The organism is Kitasatospora sp. NPDC086009, from assembly GCF_044540385.1.
Lineage (GTDB): Bacteria > Actinomycetota > Actinomycetes > Streptomycetales > Streptomycetaceae > Kitasatospora.
In genome coordinates this window covers 488,245-505,933 of sequence record NZ_JBITSA010000002.1, presented here as the reverse complement: position 1 = coordinate 505,933, position 17,689 = coordinate 488,245, and the positions used below count along the sequence as shown (strand labels likewise).

Annotated in this window: 17 protein-coding genes; 6 read left to right on the top strand and 11 right to left on the bottom strand. The window is 73.5% G+C overall.

The features are described from left to right. Positions 1 to 13 precede the first annotated feature (13 nt). Entirely contained in the window at positions 14 to 1,384 is a 1,371-nt protein-coding gene (locus ACIF6L_RS07925; RefSeq protein WP_396486877.1) for an FAD-binding oxidoreductase, read from the top strand. A gap of 7 nt (positions 1,385 to 1,391) precedes the next feature. Here the strand turns inward: ACIF6L_RS07925 and ACIF6L_RS07920 are convergent, their stop codons facing one another. Then, positions 1,392 to 2,021 (bottom strand): molybdopterin-dependent oxidoreductase, encoded by a 630-nt coding sequence (locus tag ACIF6L_RS07920; protein ID WP_329487281.1) that lies wholly within the window; start codon positions 2,019 to 2,021, stop codon positions 1,392 to 1,394. A gap of 218 nt (positions 2,022 to 2,239) precedes the next feature. On the opposite strand from ACIF6L_RS07920, the gene bfr reads away from it, so the two are divergent. Further along, entirely contained in the window at positions 2,240 to 2,719 is a 480-nt protein-coding gene (bfr, locus tag ACIF6L_RS07915; RefSeq protein ID WP_396486878.1) for a bacterioferritin, read from the top strand. Between the two features lie 16 nt (positions 2,720 to 2,735). On the opposite strand, the gene ACIF6L_RS07910 is transcribed toward bfr, so the two are convergent. Further along, positions 2,736 to 3,020: a (2Fe-2S)-binding protein gene (locus tag ACIF6L_RS07910; RefSeq protein ID WP_329487283.1), complete on the bottom strand. Its 285-nt coding sequence runs from the start codon at positions 3,018 to 3,020 to the stop codon at positions 2,736 to 2,738. Positions 3,021 to 3,207: 187 nt separating this feature from the next. Then, the gene (locus ACIF6L_RS07905; protein ID WP_329487284.1) at positions 3,208 to 4,545 is read right to left on the bottom strand and encodes a class II 3-deoxy-7-phosphoheptulonate synthase; all 1,338 of its coding nucleotides are present in this window, start codon (positions 4,543 to 4,545) and stop codon (positions 3,208 to 3,210) included. A 302-nt stretch (positions 4,546 to 4,847) separates the two neighbouring features. On the opposite strand from ACIF6L_RS07905, the gene ACIF6L_RS07900 reads away from it, so the two are divergent. Continuing rightward, complete coding sequence (locus ACIF6L_RS07900) at positions 4,848 to 6,782, top strand: anthranilate synthase family protein (RefSeq protein WP_396486879.1); 1,935 nt, start codon at positions 4,848 to 4,850, stop codon at positions 6,780 to 6,782. A 51-nt stretch (positions 6,783 to 6,833) separates the two neighbouring features. On the opposite strand, the gene ACIF6L_RS07895 is transcribed toward ACIF6L_RS07900, so the two are convergent. From ACIF6L_RS07895 to ACIF6L_RS07885, 3 genes are read right to left on the bottom strand one after another with little or no spacing between them, the layout of a single operon-like run. Beyond that, complete coding sequence (locus ACIF6L_RS07895) at positions 6,834 to 7,517, bottom strand: response regulator (RefSeq protein ID WP_396486880.1); 684 nt, start codon at positions 7,515 to 7,517, stop codon at positions 6,834 to 6,836. Then, positions 7,510 to 8,700, bottom strand: a complete 1,191-nt coding sequence (gene macS / locus ACIF6L_RS07890; RefSeq protein ID WP_396486881.1) for a MacS family sensor histidine kinase — start codon at positions 8,698 to 8,700, stop codon at positions 7,510 to 7,512. The genes ACIF6L_RS07895 and macS overlap by 8 nt, the downstream gene beginning before the upstream one ends. A 41-nt stretch (positions 8,701 to 8,741) precedes the next feature. Next, the gene (locus ACIF6L_RS07885; protein WP_329487287.1) at positions 8,742 to 9,560 is read right to left on the bottom strand and encodes a lysophospholipid acyltransferase family protein; all 819 of its coding nucleotides are present in this window, start codon (positions 9,558 to 9,560) and stop codon (positions 8,742 to 8,744) included. Between the two features lie 192 nt (positions 9,561 to 9,752). On the opposite strand from ACIF6L_RS07885, the gene ACIF6L_RS07880 reads away from it, so the two are divergent. Together ACIF6L_RS07880 and ACIF6L_RS07875 are read left to right on the top strand one after the other, a co-directional pair. Further along, entirely contained in the window at positions 9,753 to 10,547 is a 795-nt protein-coding gene (locus ACIF6L_RS07880) for an alpha/beta fold hydrolase (protein WP_352287078.1), read from the top strand. A 10-nt stretch (positions 10,548 to 10,557) separates the two neighbouring features. Next, complete coding sequence (locus tag ACIF6L_RS07875; protein ID WP_396486882.1) at positions 10,558 to 11,304, top strand: hypothetical protein; 747 nt, start codon at positions 10,558 to 10,560, stop codon at positions 11,302 to 11,304. A gap of 56 nt (positions 11,305 to 11,360) precedes the next feature. Here the strand turns inward: ACIF6L_RS07875 and ACIF6L_RS07870 are convergent, their stop codons facing one another. From ACIF6L_RS07870 to ACIF6L_RS07850, 5 genes are all read right to left on the bottom strand, one after another. Beyond that, positions 11,361 to 12,104 carry an endonuclease/exonuclease/phosphatase family protein gene (locus ACIF6L_RS07870; protein WP_396486883.1) on the bottom strand — a complete coding sequence of 248 codons (744 nt, stop codon included), beginning with the start codon at positions 12,102 to 12,104 and terminating at the stop codon, positions 11,361 to 11,363. A 134-nt stretch (positions 12,105 to 12,238) separates the two neighbouring features. After that, the gene (locus ACIF6L_RS07865) at positions 12,239 to 13,183 is read right to left on the bottom strand and encodes an ROK family glucokinase (protein ID WP_359802613.1); all 945 of its coding nucleotides are present in this window, start codon (positions 13,181 to 13,183) and stop codon (positions 12,239 to 12,241) included. Between the two features lie 192 nt (positions 13,184 to 13,375). Then, on the bottom strand, positions 13,376 to 13,735 hold the full coding sequence (locus ACIF6L_RS07860; RefSeq protein WP_329487292.1) for a DUF5304 family protein: 360 nt from the start codon (positions 13,733 to 13,735) through the stop codon (positions 13,376 to 13,378). Between the two features lie 182 nt (positions 13,736 to 13,917). Beyond that, complete coding sequence (locus ACIF6L_RS07855) at positions 13,918 to 15,090, bottom strand: ArsA family ATPase (RefSeq protein ID WP_396486884.1); 1,173 nt, start codon at positions 15,088 to 15,090, stop codon at positions 13,918 to 13,920. Positions 15,091 to 15,115: 25 nt separating this feature from the next. After that, positions 15,116 to 15,550 (bottom strand): SRPBCC family protein, encoded by a 435-nt coding sequence (locus ACIF6L_RS07850; RefSeq protein ID WP_329487294.1) that lies wholly within the window; start codon positions 15,548 to 15,550, stop codon positions 15,116 to 15,118. Positions 15,551 to 15,873: 323 nt separating this feature from the next. On the opposite strand from ACIF6L_RS07850, the gene ACIF6L_RS07845 reads away from it, so the two are divergent. Then, on the top strand, positions 15,874 to 17,667 hold the full coding sequence (locus ACIF6L_RS07845) for a long-chain fatty acid--CoA ligase (RefSeq protein WP_329487295.1): 1,794 nt from the start codon (positions 15,874 to 15,876) through the stop codon (positions 17,665 to 17,667). Positions 17,668 to 17,689: the final 22 nt, after the last annotated feature.

The following is a 17,689-nucleotide window of genomic DNA, read 5'->3' as shown; positions in this document are numbered from 1 at the left end:
GGATGTGGTCGTCATGGGCGGACCCGCCGTCGACGGCTTGAGGGAGCGTGTACGGGGCGCGGTGATCACGCCCGACGACGAGGGCTACGAGCAGGCCCGCCGGGTCTACAACGGCACGGTGGACCGCCGGCCGGCGGCGGTCGTCCGGGTGGCCAACGCCGGGGACGTGATGGCTGCCGTCGACTTCGCCCGGGAGACCGGCCTGGAACTCGCGGTGCGCGGCGGCGCCCACAGCGCGCCCGGCTACGGGACCTGCGACGGCGGCCTGGTGATCGACTTCTCCGACCGGCACGGCGTCCGGATCGACCCGGTGGGCCGGACGGCGCGCTGCGAGGGCGGCGTCACCTGGGGCGACCTCAACGACGCCGGGTACGCCTTCGGGCTCGGGGTGACCGGCGGGATCATCTCCACCACCGGCATCGCCGGGCTGACCCTCAACGGCGGCTTCGGCCACCTCGCCCGGGGGCTGGGGCTGAGCTGCGACAACCTGGTCTCGGCCGATGTGGTCACCGCGGACGGGCGGTTCCGGACGGTGAGCGAGGAGCAGGAGCCGGACCTCCTCTGGGCGCTGCGCGGCGGTGGCGGCAACTTCGGCGTGGTGACGTCCTTCGAGTACCGGCTGAGCCCGGTCAAGGACGTGGTCGCCGGGCCGTTCGTCTACGAGCTGGAGCACACGGCCGAGGTGCTGCGGTTCTACCGCGAGTACGTCCGGGAGGCCCCCGAGGAGCTGGGCATCTTCCCCGGCTTCCACGTCGCGCCGCCGCTGCCGTTCCTCCCCGAGGACCGGGTCGGCGACTCCTTCATCCTGCTGGTGCCGTGCTGGTCCGGGCCGCCGGACCGGGCCGAGGCGGTACTGGCCCCGCTGCGGGACGCCGCGCCGGTGGTCGCCGAGGGCGTGGACACGGTGCCGTACCCGGCCTTCGCCGCCGCCTTCGACCCGCTGCTGCCGCCCGGCCTGCGGCAGTACTGGAAGGGCGCCTTCGCGACCGAGCTGACGGACGCGGCGATCGCCGCGCACACCGAGCACGGCCCGCGGGTGCCCACGGTCCACTCGGCGGTGCACATCTACCCGATCAACGGCGCCTGCCACCGGGTGCCCGCCGACGCGACGGCCTTCGCGCACCGGGAGGCGACCTTCGCCACCGTGATCCTCGCGGCCTGGACCGACCCGGCCGACGACGCGGCCGACACCGCCTGGGTGCGCGGCTACTACGACGCGCTCGCCCCGCACTCCGACGAGAGCGGCTACATCGGCTTCATGGACCACGACGACCAGCACCGGATCGAGGCCAACTACCGGGGCAACTACGCCCGTCTGACCGAACTGAAGCGGCGGTACGACCCGGGCAACCTGTTCCGGCTGAACCAGAACATCCGGCCCTGAGGGGCCGCTACCGCAGCGGCCCGTCGCCCGGCTCCTCCTGGTAGGAGTAGCGCTGCTCGCGCCAGGGGTCGGCCAGGTTGTGGTACCCGCGCTCCTCCCAGAAGCCGCGCCGGTCCGCCCGCATGTACTCCACCGCCCGCACCCACTTGGGCCCCTTCCAGGCGTAGAGGTGCGGGACGACCAGCCGGACGGGGAAGCCGTGCTCGGCGGTGAGCGGCTCGCCGTTGCGGTGGGTGGCGAAGAGCGTCGCGGGGTCGGCGAAGTCGGCCAGCCGGAGGTTGGCGCTGTAGCCGTACTCGGCCCAGACCATCACATGGGTGACACCGGGCGCCGGAGGCACCCGGGCCAGCACTTCGGAGGCCGACACGCCGGTCCACTCGCTGCCGAGCACGGAGAACTTGGTCACGCAGTGGAAGTCGGCGCGGACGGTCGCCCGGGGCAGGTCGTTGAAGCCGGCGAAGTCCCAGCGGTGCTTCGCCGCCGAGGCGGTGGCGCCGAACACCTGGAAGTCCCAGGTCAGCGGCTTGAAGCGGGGCACGGGGCCGTAGTGCAGGGCGGGCCAGCCGCGTTGCGTCCGCTGGCCCGGCGGGAGTCTCGGGTCAGACGGCGGAGGTGGTTCTTGCTCGGACTGACCCATGGCTCCATGGTGACAGACGGCGGACAACGCCTGGCGCGCGCCCCTTTCGGGTGCCGTGCGCCCCGCCCGTACGGCCCATTGGGCCACCAAATCGGATATTCCGACACATGTCCTAGTGAGTGTGAACTTACTGGAATTCGGCCCCGGCGCGATGCCAGGATGCGTGCAGCCGGAGGGTACGGCCGTGAGTCCCGGACGCGAAGCAGGAAGGCACCGCCATGAAGGGCGACACCGAGGTCATCGAATTCCTCAACGAGCAGCTCACCGCCGAGCTGACCGCCATCAACCAGTACTTCCTGCACGCGAAGATGCAGGAGAACAACGGCTGGACGAAGCTCGCCAAGTACACCCGGCACGAGTCCTTCGACGAGATGAAGCACGCCGAGGTGCTCACCGACCGGATCCTCTTCCTGGACGGGCTGCCCAACTACCAGCGGCTCTTCCACGTCCGGATCGGCCAGACCGTCAAGGAGATGTTCGAGGCGGACCGCCAGGTCGAGGTCGAGGCGATCGACCGGCTGAAGCGCGGGATCGTGGTCATGCGGGCCAAGAACGACGTCACCTCGGCGAACATCTTCGAGGACATCCTGGCCGACGAGGAGCACCACATCGACTACCTCGACACCCAGCTGGAACTGCTGGAGAAGCTCGGGGAGCCGCTCTACCTCGCCCAGCTGATCGAGCAGCCGGAGTCCTGAACCCCCGGCCGTACCCTCAGGCCGCGCGCAGCGGCCGGGCCGGCAGGACGGCCGGCGCCTGGGCCCCGTCCCGCGGTTCGGCCTCCTGGTCGTCGGCCAGCCCCAGCTTGGCCGCCAGCCGGGCGGTCGGGCAGGGCCGTGCGCCGTGCTCACCGAGCAGCGCCTGGATCCGTCGGACGCAGGAGCCGCAGTCGGTACCGGCCTTGCAGCCCCGGGCTATCTGGCGCGGGGTGTTGGCACCCGCGTCGATCTCCTTCTTCACCTGGGCCTCGGTGACCGCATGGCACATGCACACGTACATCGCGGTCTCTCCCTGCGAAGGCGACTGGCTCGAAATCGATCTTGACTAAGGCATGCCTTAGTTCACTAAGCCTCACCTTACCCGGGGATCCGGGCATGAAAAAGCCCCTCCGGGTTCGGAAATCCCGAATCCGGAGGGGCTTTCGTCACATCGGGGCCGGCCGCACGGCCCGCCCGGGGGCGACGGCTCAGTTGCCGCCGCGGTACATCTCGGCCACCAGGAAGGCCAGGTCCAGCGACTGGCTGCGGTTGAGCCGCGGGTCGCAGGCCGTCTCGTAGCGCTGGTGCAGGTCGTCCACCAGGACCTCGTCGCCGCCGCCGACGCACTCGGTGACGTCGTCGCCGGTCAGCTCCACGTGGATGCCGCCCGGGTGGGTGCCGAGGCCGCGGTGCACCTCGAAGAAGCCCTTGACCTCGTCGAGCACGTCGTCGAAGCGGCGGGTCTTGTGGCCGCTGGAGGCCTCGAAGGTGTTGCCGTGCATCGGGTCGCAGATCCAGACCGGCTGGGCGCCGGAGGCGGTGACCTTCTCCACCAGGGTGGGCAGGTGCTCGCGGATCTTGCCCGCGCCCATCCGGGTGATGAAGGTGAGCCGGCCGGGCTCGCGCTCCGGGTCCAGCTTCTCGATCAGGGTGAGCGCCTCGTCGACCGAGGTGGTCGGGCCGAGCTTCACCCCGATCGGGTTGCGGATCCTGGACGCGAACTCGATGTGCGCGTGGTCCAGCTGGCGGGTGCGCTCGCCGATCCAGACCATGTGGCCGGAGACGTCGTACAGCTCGCCGGTCCGCGAGTCCACGCGGGTCAGCGCGGTCTCGTAGTCGAGGATCAGCGCCTCGTGCGAGGAGTAGAACTCGACGGTCTTGAACTCCTCCGGCGCCACGCCGCAGGCGTTCATGAACGCCAGCGCGTTGTCGATCTCGCGGGCGAGCTGCTCGTAGCGCTGGCCGGCCGGCGAGTTGCGCACGAAGTCCTGGTTCCAGGCGTGCACCTGGCGCAGGTCGGCGTACCCGCCGGTGGTGAAGGCGCGGACCAGGTTGAGCGTCGCGGCGGAGGCGTTGTACATCCGCTTCAGGCGCTCCGGGTCCGGGTTCCGGGACTCGGGAGTGAAGTCGAAGCCGTTCACCGAGTCGCCCCGGTAGACCGGCAGCGTCACGCCGTCGCGGGTCTCGGTCGACTTGGAGCGCGGCTTGGAGTACTGGCCGGCGATCCGGCCGACCTTCACCACGGGGACGGAGGCGGCGTACGTCAGCACGGCCGCCATCTGCAGCAGGGTCTTCAGCTTGTTCCGGATGTGCTCGGCCGAGACACCGTCGAAGGCCTCGGCGCAGTCACCGCCCTGCAGGAGGAACGCCTCACCACGCGCCACGGCACCGAGCCGGGCGCGCAGCTGGTCGCACTCGCCCGCGAAGACGAGCGGCGGATAGGAGGCGAGCTCCGCAAGGGTCTTGCGCAGAGCCTCGTGGTCCGGCCATTCAGGCTGCTGCGCCGCGGGCAGGGACTGCCAGGGGTGGGGATTCGTCACGGTCACACGGCAAGGCTACGGGGTGGGACAACCGAATTGTGACCGCCGCTCGCTGGGTGAGACACCCGGTGGACAATCGTGTGAGGCGGCTCACGGCGCCCGCCGGATCCGCTACGCTCGACGCATGAACGCGCCGCACACCTTTTCCTGGTGGTGGGCCGACCCCTCGGGTGGCCCACCGATCGCGCGTTCCTAGACGAACACGACGGCCGCCCCTCGGGGCGGCCGTCGGCGTTTCGGCGCAGACGGCCCTCCCGGGAGCGGAACCCCGAACCACCGCACCCGCCCTCCCGGAAGGAAGCCGCACCGTGAACCTCGCAGCCGACCTGCTCGCCCGCCTCACCGGCCCCGACGCCCCGGCGTTCGCCCTGCTGCACCGCCGCTCCCCCCGGCTCGCGCCGGACACCGTCGAGGTCCTGCTGGGCACCGTCGACAGCTACGAACGGCTGGCCGACCTGCCGGTCCGCGCGGGCGTCCCGGCCGACGGCCCGGTGCACGACCTGCTCGCCCTCGTCCCGTTCCGGCAGATCCGCGAGCGCGGCTTCGAGGCCGTCGACGACGCCACCCCGCTGCAGGCGCTCTCGGTCACCGAGCAGTACGCCCTCCCGCTGGCCGAGCTGCTCCCAGCGCTCCCCCGGCGGCCGGTCGCCCTGACCGGCGGCGCGTTCGACATCGACGACCAGGAGTACGCCGGGATCGTCCGCCGGGTGATCGCGGACGAGATCGGCCGGGGCGAGGGCGCCAACTTCGTCATCCGGCGGGACTTCACCGCCACCCTGGAGGACTACTCCCCCGCGCTCGCGCTGACGCTCTTCCGCCGGCTGCTCGAACAGGAGCGCGGCGCCTACTGGACCTTCCTGGTGCACACCGGGGAGCGGGTCCTGGTCGGCGCCTCCCCCGAGGTGCACGTCCGCCAGAGCGGCGGCACGGTCGTGATGAACCCGATCTCCGGCACCTACCGCTATCCGGCGGGCGGCTCCGACATCGACTCGCTGCTCGCCTTCCTCCGCGACCCCAAGGAGCTGGAGGAGCTGACCATGGTGGTCGACGAGGAACTCAAGATGATGTGCACCGTCGGCGACCTCGGCGGCCAGGTGCTCGGCCCCCGGCTCAAGGAGATGTCCCACCTCGCGCACACCGAGTACGAGCTGCGCGGGCGCACCTCGCTGGACGTCCGCGAGGTGCTGAAGGAGACCATGTTCGCCGCCACCGTCACCGGCAGCCCGGTCCAGAACGCCACCCGGGTGATCAGCCGGTACGAGCGCGGCGGGCGCGGCTACTACGCCGGCGCGCTCGCCCTGATCGGCCGCTCGGCCAGCGGGGGCCAGCAGATGGACTCCCCCATCTGCATCCGCACCGCCGACATCGACCCGGCCACCGGCCGGCTGGTCGTCCGGGTCGGCGCGACCCTGGTCCGCCACTCCGACCCGGACTCCGAGGTCGCCGAGACCCACGCCAAGGCCGCCGGGGTGCTCACCGCGATCGGCGCCCGCCCGGCCCCCGCCCGGCTCCCCAACCCGTCCGGCCCGCGGCTCGCCGAGGACCACCGGGTCCAGGCCGCGCTGGACGCCCGGCGGGCCGACCTCGCGCCGTTCTGGCTCCGGATGCAGGAGCCGGCCCCGGTCACCCGGAGCGAGGAGACCCTGGTGGTGGACGGCGAGGACACCTTCACCTCGATGCTCGCCCACCTGCTGACCTCGCTCGGCCACCGGGTGACCGTGGCGCGCTTCGACGAAGCCGGCCTGCGCGAGCGGGTCGCCGCCCACCCCGGCCCGCTGGTGCTCGGCCCCGGCCCGGGCGACCCGGCCGCCGCCGACGACCCCAAGATGGCCGTCCTGCGCCCGATCGTCGCCGACGCGCTGGCCGCCGTCCGCTCCGGTGCCCGCACCGCGCCCCTGCTCGCCGTCTGCCTGAGCCACCAGCTGCTCGCGGAGCGGCTCGGACTGCCGCTGGCCCGCAAGGCCGTGCCCCACCAGGGCGCGCAGGAGACGGTCGAACTCTTCGGCGCCCGGCACACGGTGGGCTTCTACAACACCTTCACCGCGCGCTGCTCGGACCAGGACGCCGCCCGGCTCGCCGCCGAGGGCGTCGAGGTCTCCCGGGACCGGCTGACCGGCGACGTCCACGCGCTGCGCGGCGCCGGGTTCGCCGGGCTGCAGTTCCACCCGGAGTCGGTGCTCACCCGGGACGGCGTCGGGATCGTCGCCGAACTGCTGCGGTCGGCCGCCGCCGTCCACGGCTGAGACCCCGGGCGGGGCGCGCCCGTTCGGCCGGCGCGCCCCCGCCCCGGGGCGTCAGGCCTCGTCGTCCAGGCCCTGCTGGATCGCGTACCGGACCAGCTCGACCCGGTTGTGCAGCTGGAGCTTGCCGAGGGTGTTCTGGACGTGGTTCTGCACCGTGCGGTGGGAGAGCACCAGCCGGTCGGCGATCTGCCGGTACGACAGGCCCTTCGCGACCAGCCGCAGCACCTCGGTCTCCCGGGCCGTCAGCTGCGGCGCGGCGGGGGCCGTCGGGGCGGCCGGCTCGGCGGCCAGCCGGCGGAACTCGCCGAGCACCAGCCCGGCCAGGCCCGGGGTGAAGACCGCGTCGCCGACGGCGGTGCGGCGCACCGCGTCCAGCAGCTCGTCACGGCCGGCCGACTTCACCAGGTAGCCGGTCGCCCCGGACTTCACCGCCTCCAGCACGTCCGCGTGCTCACCGCTGGCGGAGAGCACCAGGACGCGCACCGAGGGATCCTGGGCGACCACCTGGCGACAGGCCTCGGCGCCGGACAGGCCGGGCAGGTTGAGGTCCAGCACCACCACCTGCGGGGCGCAGGCACGGGCCCGGCGGACGGCCTCCTCGCCGTCCCCGGCGGTGGCCACCACGTCCAGCCCCGCCTCGGCGAGGTCGCGCGACACGGCGTCGCGCCACATCGGGTGGTCGTCCACGACCATCACCCGCACCGGCGGCCGGTCGGTCATCGGCTGGTCAGCCATCGGAACCCCTCCTCGGGACGCGCAGTTCGACCTCGACGCCCTCCCCGGGCACCGAGTACAGCTCGGCCGTACCGCCGAGGTCCAGCAGCCGGCCGCGGATCGACTGGGAGACGCCCAGCCGGCCGGCCTGTTCCGCCTCACCGAGCCGCCCGGCCGCGAAGCCCGGACCGTCGTCGCGGACGCTGACCGTGACGGCCTCCGGCTCGTCCTCCAGCAGGATCCAGGCATGCGCCCCGGGCCCGGCGTGCCGGCGGACGTTGTCGACCGCGGCGCCCACGGCCGCCGCCAGCTCGCCGGCCGCCGGGCCGGGCAGCAGCACCGGGGTGCCGGGGGCGGAGAGGGTGATCCGCTCGTCCGTGTACGGGCCGAGCAGGGTGCGCAGGTCCTGCGGCTCCAGCGGCGCGCGCTGCGCGGGCAGCGGTCCGCCGCTCATCAGGGCCCGCAGCGCGCGCTCCTGCTCGCCGGCCAGCCGGCCGAGTTCGGCGAAGTCCGCGCCCCGGCCGGGGCCCTGCTCGCCGCCCCGGCGCTGGACCAGGGCGAGCACCTGGAGCACCCCGTCGTGGATGTCCCGGGAGAGCCGCTCGCGCTCCCGGTTCGCGGCCTCGACCTGGAGCGCCCGGGTCAGCGTCGCCTCGCTGGCGCGGGCCAGTTCGATCACGTAGCCGATCGCGCAGCCGGCCACCATCAGCAGCACGATGTTGTGGATGTTGTCGCCGGTAGGACCGCCGTGGCCGAGGATGTTCGCCACCCCGATCACCGATCCGGCCGCCGCCGCCCAGCGCCAGCCGCCCCGGCCCGCGAAACCCAGGACGGTGCCGGCCGCCCAGATGGTGGGCAGCGTGGGCGCGCCGTGGGCGATCCGGGCCGGGTCATCGGTCATCCCGCTCATCACGATGCCGGTGACGACCAGGGTGAGGTCGGTGCCGAGCACGTACCAGGTGCAGCGCAGCGGCCCGGCGAAGGCGCGGGTGCTGGCGAGCGTCCAGAGCGTCAGCGTGCCGAGGTAGATCCAGCCGGCGACGGGGTGCAGGAACTCCAGGTACGAGTCGAGGTAGCGCAGCACCGCGTAGCAGAGCGCCAGCACCCGGAAGAACGAGATGGCCCGCCAGAGCGGCAGTTCGACGGACATGCCGCCGGCCGCCACCGCGGCGCCGACCGCTCCGGGTCTGTTGCCGTCCGACATCTCCGTGCCCCTCCCCCTGCGGGCGGATCCGGCCTCCCGGCCTAGGCCGACCCGCTCTCCTTCTGCTCCTGCTCGGCGGCCTTCTGCGCCTTCTCCGCCTCCGCCTTCTCGGCCTTGGCGGCGGCCTGCTCGGCCTTCTGGACGGCCTTGCGCTCGGCGTCGGCACGCTTCTTGTCGTCGGCGATCTGCCGCTTGGCGGCGGTCGCGTAGACGTCCACGTACTCCTGGCCGGAGAGCCGCATGATCTCGTACATCACCTCGTCCGTCACCGAACGGAGGATGAAGCGGTCGTTCTCCATGCCGTGGTAGCGGGAGAAGTCCAGCGGCCGGCCGATCCGGATGCCCGGACGGATGCCGAAGTTGGGGACGACCTGGCCGGGCGGCTGCACCTTCTCGGTGTCGATCATCGCGACCGGGATCACCGGCGCGCCGGTGGCCAGCGCGACGCGGGCCAGGCCGCCGACCTTGCCGCGGTACAGCTTGCCGTCGGGCGAACGGGTGCCCTCCGGGTAGACGCCGAACAGCTCGCCGCGGTCCAGCACGGCGATCGCGCTGCGGATCGCCGCCTCGCCCGCGCCGCGCACGCCGGAGCGGTCCACCGGCAGCTGGCCGACGCCCTTGAAGAAGGCGGCCGTCAGCTTGCCCTTCAGGCCCGGCGTGTTGAAGTACTCCGCCTTGGCGATGAAGGTCACCCGACGCCTGATCAGCGCGGGGAAGAAGAAGGAGTCCGAGAAGGAGAGGTGGTTGCTCGCGATGATCGCGGCACCCTCGGCGGGGATGTTCTCCTCACCCTCGATCCACGGCCGGAAGAAGATCCGTAGCAGTGGCGCGACGATCATCTTCATCAGTCGGTAGAACAACGCCGGGCCTCCTGTTATGCGGACCGGTCGATCCTAATGCCCCGCGGCCACCGCCCGCGCCCCGCCCCGCCCCGCCGGGGTGTCCGGCAGGGGTGTACGACGCGTGCGGGCGCGTGGGACGATGCGGTTTCCGCAGCCCGCCGTTCCGCCCTCCCCCGTCCCAACGCGCCGCCGCCCGCGAAGGAGCCCGTCATGCCGCTGCTGCCCGGTGCCGAACCGTACCGCCACCGGGGCGGGCCGGTGGGCGTACTGCTCTGCCACGGGTTCACCGGCTCGCCGCAGTCGCTGCGCCCGTGGGCCGAGGAGCTGGCGGCGGCCGGGTACACCGTCTCGCTGCCGCTGCTGCCCGGCCACGGCAGCCGCTGGCAGGACATGCAGGTGACCCGCTGGGAGGACTGGTACGCGGAGGTCGAGCGGGAGTTGCTGGCGCTGGCCGCCGAGTGCGAGCGGGTCTTCGTCCTCGGGCTGTCGATGGGGGGCGGGCTGGCGCTGCGGCTGGCCGCGCTGCACGGCCCGGTGGTCTCCGGACTGGTGCTGGTCAACCCGTCGGTGCGTTCCGACAACCCCGCGAGCGTGCTGCTTCCGGTGCTGCGCCACGTGGTGCCGAGCCTGCCCGGGATCGCCAACGACATCGCCCGCCCGGGCTCCGTCGAGGTCGGCTACGACCGGACGCCGCTGCACGCCGCCTGGTCGCTGGCCCGGCTCTGGAAGGACGTGCAGCGCCGGCTGCCGCAGGTGACCCAGCCGGTCCTGCTCTTCCACAGCCCGCAGGACCACGTGGTCTCGGCGGCCAACTCGGAACTGGTGCTGGCCCGGATATCCTCGACCGACGTGACGGAGCGGTTGTGCCAGCGCAGCTACCACGTCGCGACGCTGGACCACGACGCGGCGGAAATATTCGCGGCCGGCCAGGACTTCATCCGACGGCTGGCTCCCGCGCACGCGGCGGGCGTCACCCGGATCGAATCCGACGATCACCAAGGCTGAAGGGCCGGAAGTGCACGAGAGCAGCACGGCGGGCGGCGAGGACGAGGCGCCCCGCGAGGACGCGGAGAACACCGAGGCGGACGCCTCGAAGGCCGAGGCCGCCAAGGCCGACGGCGTGAGGACCGAGGCCGCCAAGACCGAGAGCGCGCAGACCGAGAGCGCGAAGACCGACGGCGTGAAGACCGAGGGCGCCTCGGGTGAGGCCGCCCCGGCGCCCGAAGCGCCCCGGGTGCGGCGGGCGCCCGAGCGCAGCCAGGCCGAGCAGGACGAGATCTTCGCCGCGCTGGTCGCCCAGTTCGACGACCCCGTCGACCTCAACAACCCGGACTGGCCGGAGGTCGAGGACCTCCGGGCGCGCGGCGAGCTCAAGGGCGGGTTCAAGGAGGGCACCGACCCGGACGACCTCGCCGACCTGGCACCGCAGCCGCGGCCCCGCTCCACCCGCCCGGTGATGCCGGCCGCCGGATCGGGCCCGCGCGACTTCGAGCTGACCGAGGAGACGGACGAGGGCCACTTCGTCCCGCCGGAGCCGCCGCCGCTGCCCGCCGCCGACGTCACCGCCAAGTTCGCCTGGCTCGCCGTGCTCGGCGGCCCGGCCCTGCTGCTGTTCGACGCGGTGGTCTGGCGCGAGGTGTCCGGCTGGCCGGCCTGGGTCGGCGTGACCGCGTTCCTCGGTGGCTTCGTCACCCTGGTGGTCCGGATGAAGGAGCGCGACGAGGACGAGCCGGAGGACCCGCACGGCGGCGCCGTCGTGTAGGGCCGGCGCACCGGCGGCCCGTGGCCGGGCCGGTCACCCCGGCCCGGCCACGGAGTTCAGCCGGCCGGGAGCTCCAGGACGGCGAGCAGCGGCAGATGGTCGGTGGCGGCCCGCAGATCGCCCTCGGTGACACCGGGCAGGCCGTGCGGCACCCCGCACGCGAGCACCCGGACGCCGGGGGTCGCGAAGACGGCGTCGATCCGCTGGTAGGGGTTCTCCGGGACGGACGTGAAGGTGCCGCCCCAGGGCGCCGCGAGATGGCCGTCCTGCAGCCGGCCGGCCAGCAGCTGCCAGCCGGCGCCGTCCGGGTGTTCGTTGAAGTCCCCCGCCACCACGCCGAGTTCGGTGATCTTCAGCTGGTCCAGCAGCAGCTCGAACTGGCCGCGGCGCTCCTCGGCGTCCAGGCTCAGGTGGCAGCTGGTGACGCCGAACGGCGCCGAGCCGGCGATCCGGACCAGCGCGCTCGCGAAGCCGCGCGCGTGCAGCCCGCGAGTCTTGGGCAGCAGCCGGTCGTGGACCGCGAGCAGCTCCACGCCCGGGCCGCCGAGCAGCAGCGGCCCCGCGGCGATCCGGCCGCCGCCGGCCAGCACCTCGGTGCCGGTCGCCCGCGCCAGCCAGGCCGCCCGGCCCCGCGGGCGCCAGTAACGCGGCGACTCCTGAACGCAGACCACGTCCGGTTCACAGGCCCGGATCACCCGAACGAGGGCGCGCCGGTCGTCGCGGAGCGAGCGGATGTTGTAGCTGAGCAGCCGCAGCCGCCGCGGCCCGGGCGGCGGCAGGTCGGTCGGTCCGGTGGTCAAGGCTGTCCTCCCCTTTCGTCCGGTGTCGACCGTACGACAGGGGCCGGGCGGCCGGGGCGGAACACGACGGCGGCGGCGCGGCCGGGCCACGAGGGCTCCGGTCGCGCCGCCGCCGTCGGCGGGTGCGGGGTGGGTCAGACGGTGCGGGCGAGGTCCGCCGCGCCGGCGATGCCGGAGGCGGAGCCCATCGAGGCGAGCACCACCTCGGCGCGCGGGCGGTGCACCCCGCCGGTCAGGTAGTGCTCGAAGGCCTTGGCGACCGGGTCGAGCAGCAGCCGGCCGGAGTCGGAGACCCCGCCGCCCAGCACGAAGACCGCCGGGTCGAAGAGCGCGGCGAGGTCGGCCATGCCGCGGCCCAGCCAGTCGGCCAGCTCGTTGTAGCAGTCCAGGGCGAGCGGGTCGCCCGCCTCGGCCGCCTCGGTGATGTGGATGCCGCGGATGGTCTCGGCGACGCCGTCGTTGAGATCCAGCATCCGTCGGCCGCGCACCGGGTCGGCGGCGGCCATCTCCCGGCCGTAGCGTCGCAGCGCCCGGCCCGAGCCGTACTGCTCCCAGCAGCCCTTGCCGCCGCAGCCGCAGGGCAGGCCGTCGGGGACCATGTTGAGGTGGCCGATCTCGCCGGCCACGCCGAACCGGCCGCGGTGCAGCCGGCCGTCCAGGACGATCCCGCCGCCGATGCCGGTGCCGACGGTGATCAGCACCATGTCCGAGTACTCGGCGGCGGCGCCGAAGCGGAACTCGGCCCAGGCGGCGCAGTTGGCGTCGTTCTCGACCACGGTGTCCAGGCCGGTGAGCTCCTCGATCCGGCCGCGCAGCGGCTCGTCCTCCCAGTCGATGTTGGGGGCGAAGATCACCGTGGAGCGGTCGCGGTCGACGAAGCCGGGGGCTCCGACGCCGGCCGCGACCACGTCGGGGTACTGCTCCTTGAGCTCGCGCACGGCCTGCGCGATGGCATCGACCGCCCACTGCGGGTCGGCCGGGGTGGGCACCCTGGTCCGGGCCAGGATCTCGCCCGCCTCGTTGACCACGCCTGCCGCGATCTTGGTCCCGCCGACGTCGACGCCGATGGTCAGAGCCATGTGTCCCTCAGCTATTCACTCGTTCCCGCTGGACGGAACGGTACCGTCCAACCCTGCCCCCGTACACACCGTCGCCTACATTAACCGAAGACAATTCACGACCAAGCTCGCCGAGCAGCTTCAAAAGTCGTACATTCCGCCCCGCTCCGTCACAGCAAGGGTCCGCACGGTCACTTCCCGGGAGTCCGGGCTTCACTGCTTGTCGGACGGCCCGTCAGGTGTGTCGAGGTCGATCCGCTCGCTGCGCGCGGCGTCCCCGGCGGTCCAGCGGTGCTCGTGGCCGGCCACGGCGGCCCGGTAGGCGGCCATCAGCTCCCCGCCGGCGGCGGCCAGGCCGGTGCCGGCGGCGGACAGGTGGCCGTACACCTCGGGCTGCTTCTCGCGCAGGCGCTCGGCGAGGCCGGCCAGCGAGATCAGGGTGTCGGCGCTCGCCTCCTGGGCCTTCTGGCCGACGACGGACGCGAACCGGCGCACCTCGTCCACCAGCGGGCCCAGCTCCGGGCCGAACGGGTGCTCGGCGGCCTGCTCGGTGCGGTCGTCGGCAGTGGTCATCGCGGGCGTCTCCTCAGCTCCGGCCGCGCCTGCGGCCCCTGGCCCCGACGCTACCGGACGGGCCCGACCGCCCCGACGGCCCGCCATCGGGGCCGGCGCACGGTCACCGGGCGGCGCGGGAGACGAATCGGCGCACGGTCACCGGGCGGCGCGGGAGGCCCGGTCGCGTCCGCGCAGGGTGCTCAGCCGCGCGGCCAGAGCGCCGGATCGGGCGCGAAGCGGACGGCGAGCGCCCCGTCGTGCAGGCCCGCGCCCGCCACCGTGCAGCGGCGCAGCGCCGAGGGCAGCGTGAGCACCCGCCGGTGGGCACCGAGGCCGACCACGAGTTCGTCGCCGCGCCGCACCAGGTCCAGGTCGGCCCGCTCGGCGCCGGGCAGCGCGAGGTGCCAGACCAGCAGTCCGTCCTCGGCCAGCCGGTCCTCGACGCTCCACGGCTTCGGGTCGAGCGGGGCCGGGCCGGCGCCCGCGCCGTAGAGGCGGTCCGCGACGGCCTCCAGGGTGACCTCGGCGAACCCGGTGACCAGCACCGGGACGTCGCTCGCGGCGGTCAGCGCGGCCAGCTCCTCCTGCCGGCGCCGGGCCAGCCCGGCCAGCCAGGGGTCGGCCGAGTCGGCGGCGGCGTCCGGCAGCGCGCCGTGCACCACCACGGCGTCCGGCCGGTGGCCGTGCAGCGCCAGCCCGGCCCGGATCCGGCGCAGCTCCCCGTACGGGTGGGCGTCGGCGGCGGTGACCAGGCGGACGCTGGTGCCGGGGGCGGCGAGCGCCGCACGGGCCTCGGCGAGCGCGGCGGCCGCCTTGGTCCGGCCCTCGTAGAGCCAGTCGGCGGGCATCGGCACCCCGGCCAGGCCGGCCAGCAGCGGGCGCAGCGCCCGGGCGGCCTGCCGCTGCTCGGGCACCAGCCGGGCCAGGTAGCGCTCCAGCTGCTCGGGCAGCGCGAGCGCGGCGATCAGCTCGGCGGGCGGCGGGGCGAGCACCACCAGGACGTCGGCCTCGGCGGCGGGCAGGGCCCGGAGCAGGGCGAGCCGGGCGGTGCCGGGAAGGGCGGTGAGCTCCTCGGGGTCGAGCGGGTCGGCGCCGAGCAGGTCGAGCGCGGGCTTGATCCGGCCGCCGATCTCGCCGAGGGCGTGCCGGAACGCGGCCTGCTCGTCGATCCGGGCCACGGTCAGGCCGGGGGTGTACGGGGCCGGTTCGGGCTCCAGCCGGGCGCCGAGGACGGCGTCCAGGGTGCGGTGCGGGTCGTCGGCGGCCAGCAGCAGGGTGCGCCGCCCCTGCCGGGCGGCGTGCAGGGCGGTGGCGGCGGCCACCATGGGCGCCGCCGCGTCGCCGCTGACCAGGATGGTGCGTGTCGCCGTCATGCCGTCCAGCCCCGCTTTCCCGGCGTCAGCCCTCGACGCGCTTCTTCAGTCCGGCCAGCGCCCGGTCGATGATGACCTTCTCGGCCTTGCGCTTGATCATCCCGAGCATCGGGATCTTGACGTCGACGGCCAGCTGGTAGGTGACCTCGGTCCGGCCGCCGTCCAGCGGGGCGAGCGAGTAGGAGCCGTCCAGCGAACGGAGCATCTGGCTGCGCACCAGCGTCCAGCCGACCTCGCGGTCGCCGTCCCAGGTGTAGGCCAGCACGTGCTCGTCGCGGATGGCGCCGGCGTCGAGCAGCAGGCGCACCTGGGCGGCGCGGCCGTTCTCGGCGGTCTCCAGCACCTCGACCTCCTTGACCTCGCCGGTCCAGGCCGGGTAGGCGGCGAAGTCGGCGATCACGGCCATGACCTTCGCCGGGGTCGCGTCGATGGTGATGCTCGACCTGGTGTGCTCCGCCATGGGTATGGCCCTCCGCGTCGTCCCTTGCTGCCGGCCCGGCCGAGCCTGCTCGGTCGGGTGCGCCCGGAGCAGGCTATCGCGCCCGGCGATCCCTCAGGTCCGGGGCTCGGAGGGTGCGCGGCCCCGGGCTCGGGGGCGCTCGCAGGCTACCCGCCGGTCACGTCCGGGCTGCCGTAGGGTGCCATTCGAACGACCCGGTCACGGCCTGGTCGGACCGGGTAAAGGTGTGACACTTCGAACACCGGAGCCGACCCCCCTGGTCGAAGCTGCCTACCGGGCAGTAACGTCCTGCCGTCCCGCAGCGTCGCGAACGAGGAGCAGTCTTGCTCGACTTCAGCCTTCCGGCCCTCTACCAGGTACCGAGCGGCGGTAACCTCTCCGACCTCGTGCACCAGAACGCCGAGCGGCACCCGGACGTCGTGGTGCTCAGTCGCAAGGTGGACGGCCGGTGGCAGGAGTTGACCGCCGCCCAGTTCCTGGTCGAGGTGCACGCCGCCGCCAAGGGTCTGATCGCCGCGGGCATCGAGCCCGGCGACCGGGTGGGCATCATGTCCCGCACCCGCTACGAGTGGACGCTGCTGGACTTCGCGATCTGGACGGCCGGCGCGATCACCGTGCCGGTGTACGAGACCTCCTCCGCCGAACAGGTGGAGTGGATCCTCGGCGACTCCGGGGCGGTGGCCGTCCTCACCGAGACCGCCCAGCACGCCGCGGTGGTCGAGGAGGTCCGGGGGCGCCTGCCGCTGCTGCGGCAGACCTGGCAGATCGAGGGCGGCGCCCTGGCGACGCTGGCCGGGGCGGGCCGGGACGTCACCGACGCGACCGTGGCCGAGCGCCGGTCGCTGGCGACGGCCGACTCGATCGCCACCGTCGTCTACACCTCGGGCACCACCGGCCGCCCCAAGGGCTGCCAGCTGACCCACGCCAACTTCATGGCCGAGTGCGGCAACATCGTGGAGCGGCTGGCCCCGCTGTTCCGCACCGGCGAGAGCTCGGTGCTGCTCTTCCTGCCGCTGGCCCACGTGCTCGGCCGGATCGCCGAGATCGCCCCCGCGATGGCCCCGATCAAGCTCGGCCACGTCTCGGACATCAAGGACGTCACCGCCGAGCTGGCGGCGTTCCGGCCCACCCTGATCCTGGGCGTGCCGAGAGTGTTCGAGAAGGTCTACAACACCGCCCGCACGAAGGCCCAGGCCGACGGCAAGGGCAAGATCTTCGACAAGGCCGCCGACACCGCGATCGCGTACAGCCGGGCGCTGGACGCCGGCGGCGCGGGCCTGGGCCTGCGGATCAAGCACAAGATCTTCGACAAGCTGGTCTACAGCAAGCTGCGCGCCGCGCTCGGCGGCCGGGCCACCCACGCGATCTCCGGCGGCGCCCCGCTCGGCGAGCGGCTCGGCCACTTCTACCGGGGCATCGGCTTCACCGTCCTGGAGGGCTACGGCCTGACCGAGACCTGCGCGGCCACCGCCTTCAACCCGTGGGACAAGCCGAAGATCGGTACGGTCGGCCAGCCGCTGCCCGGCGCCGCCGTCCGGATCGCCGAGGACGGCGAGGTCCTGTTCAAGGGCCCGCAGGTGTTCACCGGCTACTGGAACAACCCGCAGGCCACCGCCGAGGCGCTGAAGGACGGCTGGATCTCCACCGGCGACATCGGCTCGCTGGACTCCGAGGGCTACCTCACCATCACCGGCCGCAAGAAGGAGATCATCGTCACCGCGGGCGGCAAGAACGTCGCCCCGGCGGTGATCGAGGACCGGATCCGGGCGCACGCGCTGATCGGCGAGGTGATGGTGGTCGGCGACCGCAGGCCGTTCATCGGCTGCCTGGTCACCGTGGACGAGGACTTCTTCCCCAAGTGGAAGGAGCTGAACGGCAAGCCCGCCACCGCCACGGTGGCCGAGCTGCGCGAGGACGCGGACCTGCTGGCCGCCGTCCAGGCCGCCGTGGACGACGGCAACGCCGCCGTCTCGCACGCCGAGGCGGTGAAGAAGTTCCGGCTGCTGGACACCGTCTTCTCCGAGGAGAGCGGCCACCTCACGCCGTCGCTCAAGCTCAAGCGCAACCTGGTGCTGAAGGACTTCGCGGCCGACGTCGAGGCGATCTACCAGCGCTGACCGTACGGTGCGGGCCCCGCCG